Below are 8936 nucleotides of genomic sequence, written 5' to 3' on the forward strand. Positions count from 1 at the left end.
CCTTCTCGCTACTTCTTCGAGGGGTGCTTGGGACGCTGCGCTCCACCCTTGCGCTGCTGTCCCGACTTCTTCTGTCCGGACTTCTGACCCGACTTCTGGCCGGCCTTCTTCGGCTGCTGCCGCGCCGCGCCGGTGGACTCGGTCTCCGTCCCGGAACCCCCGGCGTCAGTCTCGTCCTGCTTCTCCAGGGACGTCGACGCACCGGACGCGGGCTTGCCCTGCTGGCGCTGGGACTTGCTCTGCCGCTTGGGCTGCTGGCGCCGCGTGCGCGCCTCCTCGGCGGCCTCGCGCGCCTCGACCTCCTTCGGGTCCTCCTGCAGCTTGCCCGCGGCACGCAGCTTCTCCTGGCGCTGCTTGTACGCGAGCGAGCCCGGAGTCGGGTTCCGCTTGATGACGAACATCTGCTGCCCGAGCGTCCAGACGTTGGTGGTGAGCCAGTAGATCAGGACACCGACGGGGAAGTTGATGCCGAAGACGGCGAACATCAGCGGGAAGACGTACATCAGCATCTTCTGCTGCTGCATGAACGGCGTCTTGACCGTCAGGTCGACGTTCTTCGTCATGAGCTGGCGCTGCGTGTAGAACTGCGACGCCGACATCAGGACGATCATGATGACTGTGACGACGCGCACATCCGTGAGCGCCGCCCCCAGCTCCGCGACCTTGTCCGCGCTGTCCATGAACTTCGCCGCGATCGGGGCACCGAAGACCGAGGCGTTACGGGCGCTGTCCACCTGCTCGGCAGTGAGGACACCCACCGGCCGGTTGTTCGCGATGTGGTTCAGCACCTGGAAGAGCGCGATGAAGAACGGCGACTGCGCCAGGATCGGCAGGCAACTGGAGAGCGGGTTCGTGCCCGTCTCCTTGTACAGCTTCATCATCTCTTCGGACTGACGCTGCTTGTCGCTCTTGTAGCGCTCCTGGATCGCCTTCATCTTCGGCTGGAGCGCCTGCATGTTCCGGGTCGACTTGATCTGCTTCACGAAGAGCGGGATCAGGCAGATCCGGATCAGTACGACCAGGAAGAAGATGGACAGACCCCAGGACCAGCCGCTGCTCTGGCCGAAGACCAGGCTGAACAGCGAGTGGAACTGGACAATGATCCAGGAGACAGCGGTATAGAGAGGACTCAGGATCGTGTCCAGCAACTTAATCAGGCTCCTTGGGCGTTGGACTCGGTCCGGTGCTGCTCCCAGCGGTGACGCAGCCGCTGGTGCCAGACCGGATGCTTCCGGGCGGGGACGTGGTCGACGCCTCCGGGGGACCACGGATTACAGCGCAGGATGCGCCAGGCGGTCAGCGCCGTCCCTTTCACAGCGCCGTGCCGCGCGATGGCTCCGTAGCCGTAGTGCGAACACGACGGGTAGTAGCGGCAGACCGGCCCGAGCATCGGGCTGATGGTCCACTGATACAACTTGATCAACCACAGCAGGGGGTACTTCATGACGGAGGCCTTCCAAGCAGCCGCCGAAAAGCGGCGTCCAGGTCGCGCACCAGTTCGTCATGACCTGCTTCACCCGCACCCGGCAACGCCCGTACGACAACCAGGCTACCTGGGGGCAACGCGGTCAATCGCTCGCGGACCAGATGCCTCAGCCGACGCTTGACGCGGTTACGCACCACGGCACCGCCGACGGCCTTGCTCACGACGAAACCCGCACGGGCCGGGGGAGCATCTCCCCCCGCCTCGTGCGGGTCCGATGAACTGCTGTTGCTGCGGAGGTGGACGACGAGAAGCGGGCGGCCGGCCCGGCGTCCTCGGCGTACCGCGGCCGCGAAGTCCTCGCGCCGCCTCAGCCGGTTCTCGGTAGGCAGCACGTCATGGACCGGAGGTCGGGCGCTCAGGCCGACAGGCGGCTGCGACCCTTGCTGCGCCGGTTCGCGACGATCGCGCGGCCGGCGCGAGTCCGCATGCGCAGCCGGAAGCCGTGGGTCTTCGCGCGGCGGCGGTTGTTCGGCTGGAAGGTGCGCTTGCTCACTCGGGGGCTCCAGGAAAGCTTCGGGTCCCGCGGCGATCGCGGGAGGTGGGCATATGTGGTGCCGACAGGCTGTCACCGTGCGCCCACGAGTAGCTCGCAACGCCCGAGTGTGCACCGCTTCATATCCGCGAGGAGTCCCGTGGATCTTGCCCATCGGAGGCAGGCGGCAGCAGCCATCGACAACTCGACCTCGTTACGGTACGCGCGGCTGCGCCATTCGGTCAAACCACCGACGAGCGCGACGAAGGCCGGATCGAGGGCTCCGCGCGGGGGTTGGGCGCCACTCGTGCACAGCCTGTGGACAACGACTTGAATGCTGCACGCCGCCCTGACTACCGTGACTGAACTTCCCATCCCTCCCGACCGTCCGCAGAACCACACATTCGTGGGATCCGGGCGGCTTCACCGAAGCACCACATCCAGCGAGTGAGAGAAGCGTGCCCCGTGGCTGACCTGCCTGCCGATCTTGCCGCAGTGTGGCCGCGGGTTCTGGAACAGCTCCTCTCGGACGGCCAGGGTGTCGAGGCCAAGGACCAGCGCTGGCTGCGCGAGGCCCAGCCTCTCGTCCTCGTCTCGGGCACCGCCCTTCTCGGCGTGCCGAACGAGTACGCGAAGGGGGTTCTCGAGGGCCGGCTGTCGCCGGTGATCAGCGATGCTCTCAGCCGCGAGTGCCAGCAGCCGATCCGGCTCGCGATCACCGTGACGGGGCCCGCGCCGGAGAGCTCCGGGCAGGCGGCGGCCGCAGACCCCGGCCAGGCATCGGCGGCGACGGGCGCGGGATCCGGCACGGTGACCGGTTCCGGGCCCGGCACGGAGACGACGCAGCAGAGCACCCCGTCCGTACCGGCGCAGCACAGCCCGCCCCACGAAAGCGGTGGCGCGGGCGGGCCCGCGAGGCGCGACCACGGCGGCTACGACACCGGATACGACAACGGCCCGTATGACAACGGCGGTTACGGGGGCGGCGCCGGCGGAAGGTACGAGGGCTACGAGAGCCACGACCTGCCCAGCCCGCGCCCCGCGTACCCCGACTATCCGGAGGCGCCGCGGCAGCCCGGCGCATGGCCCCAGACGCAGCGCGAGCAGTACCCGCAGCCGCAGCACCAAGGACAGCCGCAGGGCGGCCGGCACCAGCAGCCGCAGGGGCACCCCGCGCAGCAGGCGCATCCCCAGCCCCCTCAGCAGACGCAGCAGCAGCACCCGCAGCAGACGTACGAGCAGCGCTACGAGCAGCACCGTCCGCCGCATCAGCAGCAGTACGAGCGCGCTCAGCCCGCGTACGACTCGTACGAGACCTATGAGCAGCAGCGCCAGGCGCAGCAGCAACTGCCGCCCCCACAGGGTCAGTTGCCGCAGCCGCAGGTGCCACCGCAGGGGCAGCCGCCGGCTCCGCGCTACGACGGGCCGTCCCAGCTCCCCGCCTCCAGCGGTGCTCCCGGGCCGCTCGCCGCGCAGCCCGCACCCGCGACGGGTCCGGGTGAGCCGACCGCCCGGCTGAATCCGAAGTACCTCTTCGACACCTTCGTCATCGGCGCCTCGAACCGCTTCGCGCACGCGGCCGCCGTCGCCGTCGCCGAGGCACCGGCCAAGGCGTACAACCCGCTGTTCATCTACGGGGAGTCCGGCCTCGGCAAGACGCACCTGCTGCACGCGATCGGGCACTACGCGCGCAGCCTCTACCCGGGTACGCGGGTGCGGTACGTGAGTTCGGAGGAGTTCACGAACGAGTTCATCAACTCGATCCGCGACGGCAAGGCGGACGCGTTCCGCAAGCGCTACCGCGACATGGACATCCTGCTCGTGGACGACATCCAGTTCCTGGCCGACAAGGAGTCGACGCAGGAGGAGTTCTTCCACACCTTCAACACGCTGCACAACGCGAACAAGCAGATCGTGCTCTCCAGCGACCGGCCGCCCAAGGCGCTGATCACGCTGGAGGACAGGCTCCGCAACCGCTTCGAGTGGGGCCTCATCACGGACGTGCAGCCGCCCGAGCTGGAGACGCGCATCGCGATCCTGCGCAAGAAGGCGGTACAGGAGCAGCTCAACGCACCTCCGGAAGTCCTGGAGTTCATCGCCTCCCGCATCTCGCGCAACATCCGGGAGCTGGAGGGCGCGCTCATCAGGGTGACCGCCTTCGCCTCGCTCAACAGGCAACCCGTCGACCTCGGTCTGACCGAGATCGTGCTCAAGGACCTGATCCCCGGCGGCGAGGACGCAACGCCCGAGATCACGGCGCCGGCCATCATGGCCGCCACGGCGGACTACTTCGGGCTCACCGTCGACGACCTGTGCGGCTCGTCCCGCAGCCGCGTCCTGGTGACGGCCCGGCAGATCGCGATGTATCTGTGCCGCGAACTCACCGATCTGTCGCTGCCGAAGATCGGCAGCCAGTTCGGCGGGCGCGACCATACGACCGTGATGCACGCCGACCGCAAGATCCGTGCGCTCATGGCCGAGCGGCGCTCCATCTACAACCAGGTCACCGAGCTGACCAACCGCATCAAGAACGCCTGAGCGCGGGCGACTTCCGCACTGTTCCCCGCCGTGGCGGCCGTACCGGCCGCCACGGCCGTCCTTCGCGCGCCGCCGCGCCCGGCCCCGTACCGCGTCACTTCGTCCCGAGCCCCCGTGGAGCCAAGTCCCCGGGGACTTTTCGGTGTTCGAATCCACAGGCTGGGGAGACCGCGCTCCACAGGTTGCGGGCGAACGAGGCGTCCACACCCTGTGGGCCCGGGAAGTTGTCCCAACGGCGTCCACAGAGGCGGCTGCTGAGAGATGATCTACGGAGGTCACCCGCCTGTGGACTTGTGAGCAACTGCGGTCCACAGGATGTGGACCCGGGGACGGCCGCCGCAGTCGTCAACGGCTCTGTCCACCGGCCGCCCACAGCGAAAGCGATGTTGTCCCCAGCGATCCCCAGCTTCTCCACAGAGCTGTCCACTGTTCGGCAACTCAACGCGCCTGCTCACTGGTTCGAGTGAAAGGCGTCACACCGGACCCCCGGATCGCCCTGTGGGAAACGTGGGGAAAACAGCGGCGTCCGCTGTGGGGAAGTCGCCGGGGGCTGTGAACCGGGTGTGCAGAACTTTCCGTCGTCCACAGGAAGGGCCGTTTGTCCACCGGTCCCGCCCACAGGCGCGGTGGACAAAATTCACGCGCTGAGCAGGGAAAACGGGCTTGTCCACGGTTTCCACAACCCCTACTACTACGACCACGGATATATAGCGCGGAATCTGTTTCGAAGTGGGGGCTGTGCACAAGTCGGCCGACGGGCCTCCTACCCACCCCGCAACGACTTGACGCACACCCGCGCCGACTGTCGGCGGCGTGCGTCAGACTGGTCTCCGGCAACGAGCCGACTACGACAGGCGGCACGGCGAGCAGCCAGCAACAGCAGGAGGCGGCTGAAGGTGAAGATCCGGGTAGAGCGCGATGTACTCGCGGAGGCGGTGGCCTGGGCGGCGAAGAGCCTGCCCGCCCGTCCGCCGGTGCCTGTCCTTGCGGGCCTGCTGCTCAAGGCCGAGGAGGGTTCGCTGAGCCTCTCCGGCTTCGACTACGAGGTCTCGGCGCGGGTCTCGGTCGAGAGCGAGGTCGAGGAGGAGGGCACCGTCCTGGTCTCCGGCCGGCTGCTCGCCGACATCTGCCGCTCGCTCCCCAACCGTCCCGTCGAGATTTCCACAGACGGTGTACGGGCGACCGTCTCCTGTGGCTCCTCGCGGTTCACCCTGCACACGCTGCCCGTTGAGGAGTATCCGGCGCTGCCGGAGATGCCCGCGGCCACCGGCACGGTGCCGGGCGAGGTGTTCGCCTCCGCCGTCTCCCAGGTCGCCATCGCCGCGGGCCGCGACGACACCCTGCCGGTGCTCACGGGCGTACGGATCGAGATCGAGGGCGACACGGTGACGCTGGCCTCGACCGACCGGTACCGCTTCGCCGTACGCGAGTTCCTGTGGAAGCCGGAGACGCCCGACGCGTCCTCGGTCGCGCTCGTGCCCGCCAAGACCCTGCTGGAGACGGCCAAGTCGCTCAGCAGCGGCGACAACGTCTCGCTGGCGCTGTCCGGTTCGGGTTCCGGCGAGGGCCTCATCGGCTTCGAGGGCGCGGGGCGCCGTACGACGACGCGGCTGCTCGAGGGCGATCTGCCCAAGTACCGCACGCTGTTCCCGACGGAGTTCAACTCCGTCGCCGTGATCGAGACCGCCCCGTTCGTCGAGGCCGTCAAGCGCGTCGCGCTGGTCGCCGAGCGGAACACTCCGGTCAGGCTGAGCTTCGAGCAGGGCGTGCTGACCCTGGAGGCGGGCTCCAGCGACGATGCACAGGCTGTGGAGCGCGTCGACGCGGAACTGGAGGGCGACGACGTCTCGATCGCCTTCAACCCCGGCTTCCTGCTGGAGGGTCTGAGCGCCATCGACTCCCCGGTCGCCCAGCTCTCCTTCACCACCTCGACCAAGCCGGCCCTGCTGAGCGGCAAGCCCGCACGGGACGTAGAGGCGGACGAGTCGTACAAGTACCTGATCATGCCTGTGCGGTTGTCCGGCTGAGACTTCCGGCGTCCGCACGGCCCATGCCGTCGCCCCTGGTCAGCACGTCTGAGCGGCCGGTGTCCACAGGTGTGCGCGCACCCTGTGGGCGTAGGGTCGGGCTCAGGTACGAAGCGTGAAAGAAGGGGCACTGATGGAGCTCGGTCTCATCGGTCTCGGCAAGATGGGCGGGAACATGCGCGAGCGCATCCGCCGTGCCGGCCACACCGTCATCGGCTACGACCGCAACCCGGACGTCGCGGACGTGCGCAGCATCGAAGAGCTGGTGACGAAGCTCGAAGGACCGCGCGTCGTCTGGGTGATGGTCCCCGCGGGGCCCGCCACGCAGTCCACCATCGACCAGCTCGGCGAGCTGCTCTCCCCCGGCGACGTGGTCGTCGACGGCGGCAACTCCCGCTGGACGGAGGACGAACAGCACGCCGAGGAGCTGGCCGCCAAGGGCGTCGGTTTCGTCGACTGCGGTGTCTCCGGCGGCGTGTGGGGCCTGGAGAACGGCTATGCGCTGATGTACGGCGGCGAGTCCGAGCACGTCCAGCGGGTGCTGCCCGTCTTCGAAGCCCTCAAGCCCGAGGGCGAGTTCGGGGCGGTGCACGCCGGCAAGGTCGGCGCGGGCCACTTCGCCAAGATGGTCCACAACGGCATCGAGTACGCCATGATGCAGGCCTTCGCCGAGGGCTGGGAGCTGCTGGAGGCCGTCGACTCGGTGACGGACGTCCGCGAGATCTTCCGCTCCTGGCAGGAGGGCACGGTCATCCGCTCCTGGCTGCTCGATCTCGCGGTCAAGGCGCTGGAGTCGGACGAGCATCTCGCCGAACTGCGCGGCTATGCCGCCGACTCGGGCGAGGGCCGCTGGACGGTGGACGCGGCGATCGACCACGCGGTGCCGCTGCCGGCGATCACCGCGTCGCTCTTCGCGCGCTTCTCGTCCCGGCAGAAGGACTCCCCGCAGATGAAGATGGTGGCGGCGCTGCGCAAGCAGTTCGGCGGCCACGCGGTCTCCGCGAGCGGCGCCCATGTGGACGGTGACACCCCGGGCGCGGACGTGCTTCCGCCGGTGGACGGCTGACGGCTCCGATGCACGTCACGCATCTGTCGCTCGCCGACTTCCGTTCGTACGCCGGGGCCGAGGTGCCGCTCGGTCCGGGCGTGACGACGTTCGTCGGTCCGAACGGGCAGGGGAAGACGAACCTGGTGGAGGCCGTGGGCTATCTGGCCTCGCTGGGCAGCCACCGTGTCTCGTCCGACGCCCCGCTCGTACGGATGGGGGCGCAGCGCGCGATCGTACGAGCGGCGGTGCGGCAGGGGGACCGGCAGCAGCTCGTGGAGCTGGAGTTGAACCCGGGCAAGGCCAACCGTGCCCGGATCAACAGGTCTTCGCAGGTCAAGCCGCGCGACGTGCTGGGCATCCTGCGTACCGTGCTGTTCGCGCCGGAGGATCTGTCGCTGGTGAAGGGCGATCCGGGTGAACGGCGCCGGTTCCTGGACGAGTTGGTCACGGCGCGCTCGCCGCGCATGGCCGGGGTGCGCTCCGACTACGACCGCGTACTCAAGCAGCGCAACTCGCTGCTGAAGTCCGCGGTGCTGGCGCGTCGCCACGGCGGACGGGACGTCGACACCTCGACGCTGGACGTGTGGGACGAGCATCTGGCGCGCGTGGGCGCGGAGTTGCTGGCGCGGCGGCTGGAGCTGATATCGGCGCTGCGGCCGCTCGCGGACAAGGCGTACGAGCGGCTGGCGCCGGGCGGCGGCCCGGTGGGGCTGGAGTACCGGGGGGTTCCGGTGGACGGCGGCGGCCGCGCCGAGGGTGCCGGAGCGGACGCGCCCGCGGAGCCGTCCCCCGCACCGTCCGAACCCGCCGAGCTGTACGAGGGGTTGCTGGGGGCCCTGCGGGATTCGCGCCGCGCGGAGATGGAGCGCGGCGTGACGCTGGTGGGCCCGCACCGGGACGATCTGCTGCTGAAACTGGGGGAGTTGCCCGCGAAGGGCTATGCGAGCCACGGCGAGTCCTGGTCGCTGGCGCTGTCGCTGCGGCTGGCCTCGTACGAGCTGCTGAAGAGCGAGGGCAACGAGCCGGTGCTCGTCCTCGACGACGTCTTCGCCGAGCTGGACGTCCAACGCCGGGCGCGCCTGGCCGAGTTGGTCGCCCCCGGCGAACAGGTGCTGGTGACGGCGGCGGTGCCCGAGGACGTGCCCGAGGTGCTGGAGGGCGCCCGCTTCGCGGTGTCCGACGGCGAGGTCGTACGGCGATGAGCGAGGGGCCCGGCGAGCGGCCCGCGTCCGCGCCCCGCGAGGAACCGTCCCGCGAGGAGCCGCCGGGCGGGGAGTCCGCCGGCGCCGAGCGTCCACAGCCTGGGGAGCCGACGGGCGTCGATCTGGCACGGGTCGCGCTGCGCGCCGCCAAGGAGCAGGCGCG

8 protein-coding genes are annotated in these 8936 nt (G+C 69.3%); 4 read left to right on the forward strand and 4 right to left on the reverse strand.

Features of this window, described 5'->3' with window-relative positions; all coding sequences use genetic code 11:
• Positions 1-8: 8 nt before the first annotated feature.
• Genes yidC through rpmH form a run of 4 tightly spaced genes read right to left on the reverse strand, consistent with a single transcriptional unit; the run spans position 9 to position 1979 of the window.
• On the reverse strand, positions 9-1145 hold the full coding sequence (gene yidC / locus AN218_RS17440; RefSeq protein WP_070017823.1) for a membrane protein insertase YidC: 1137 nt from the start codon (positions 1143-1145) through the stop codon (positions 9-11).
• A gap of 8 nt (positions 1146-1153) precedes the next feature.
• Positions 1154-1444 (reverse strand): membrane protein insertion efficiency factor YidD, encoded by a 291-nt coding sequence (gene yidD, locus AN218_RS17445; protein WP_070017812.1) that lies wholly within the window; start codon positions 1442-1444, stop codon positions 1154-1156.
• Positions 1441-1818 (reverse strand): ribonuclease P protein component, encoded by a 378-nt coding sequence (gene rnpA, locus AN218_RS34580; RefSeq protein ID WP_079132276.1) that lies wholly within the window; start codon positions 1816-1818, stop codon positions 1441-1443. Before rnpA ends, yidD begins: the two co-directional genes overlap by 4 nt.
• Positions 1819-1841: 23 nt before the next feature.
• Complete coding sequence (gene rpmH / locus AN218_RS17455) at positions 1842-1979, reverse strand: 50S ribosomal protein L34 (RefSeq protein WP_027748981.1); 138 nt, start codon at positions 1977-1979, stop codon at positions 1842-1844.
• Between the two features lie 444 nt (positions 1980-2423).
• Between rpmH and dnaA the strand changes: the two genes are divergently transcribed.
• From dnaA to recF, 4 genes are all read left to right on the forward strand, one after another.
• Complete coding sequence (dnaA, locus tag AN218_RS17460; RefSeq protein ID WP_070017814.1) at positions 2424-4496, forward strand: chromosomal replication initiator protein DnaA; 2073 nt, start codon at positions 2424-2426, stop codon at positions 4494-4496.
• Positions 4497-5392: 896 nt separating this feature from the next.
• The gene (dnaN, locus tag AN218_RS17465; protein WP_070017815.1) at positions 5393-6523 is read left to right on the forward strand and encodes a DNA polymerase III subunit beta; all 1131 of its coding nucleotides are present in this window, start codon (positions 5393-5395) and stop codon (positions 6521-6523) included.
• A gap of 133 nt (positions 6524-6656) precedes the next feature.
• On the forward strand, positions 6657-7589 hold the full coding sequence (gnd, locus tag AN218_RS17470) for a phosphogluconate dehydrogenase (NAD(+)-dependent, decarboxylating) (protein ID WP_070017816.1): 933 nt from the start codon (positions 6657-6659) through the stop codon (positions 7587-7589).
• Positions 7590-7597: 8 nt separating this feature from the next.
• The gene (gene recF, locus AN218_RS17475) at positions 7598-8773 is read left to right on the forward strand and encodes a DNA replication/repair protein RecF (RefSeq protein ID WP_070017817.1); all 1176 of its coding nucleotides are present in this window, start codon (positions 7598-7600) and stop codon (positions 8771-8773) included.
• Positions 8774-8936 lie beyond the last annotated feature (163 nt).

Source organism: Streptomyces nanshensis, from assembly GCF_001751255.1.
Classification (GTDB): Bacteria; Actinomycetota; Actinomycetes; order Streptomycetales; family Streptomycetaceae; genus Streptomyces; species Streptomyces nanshensis_A.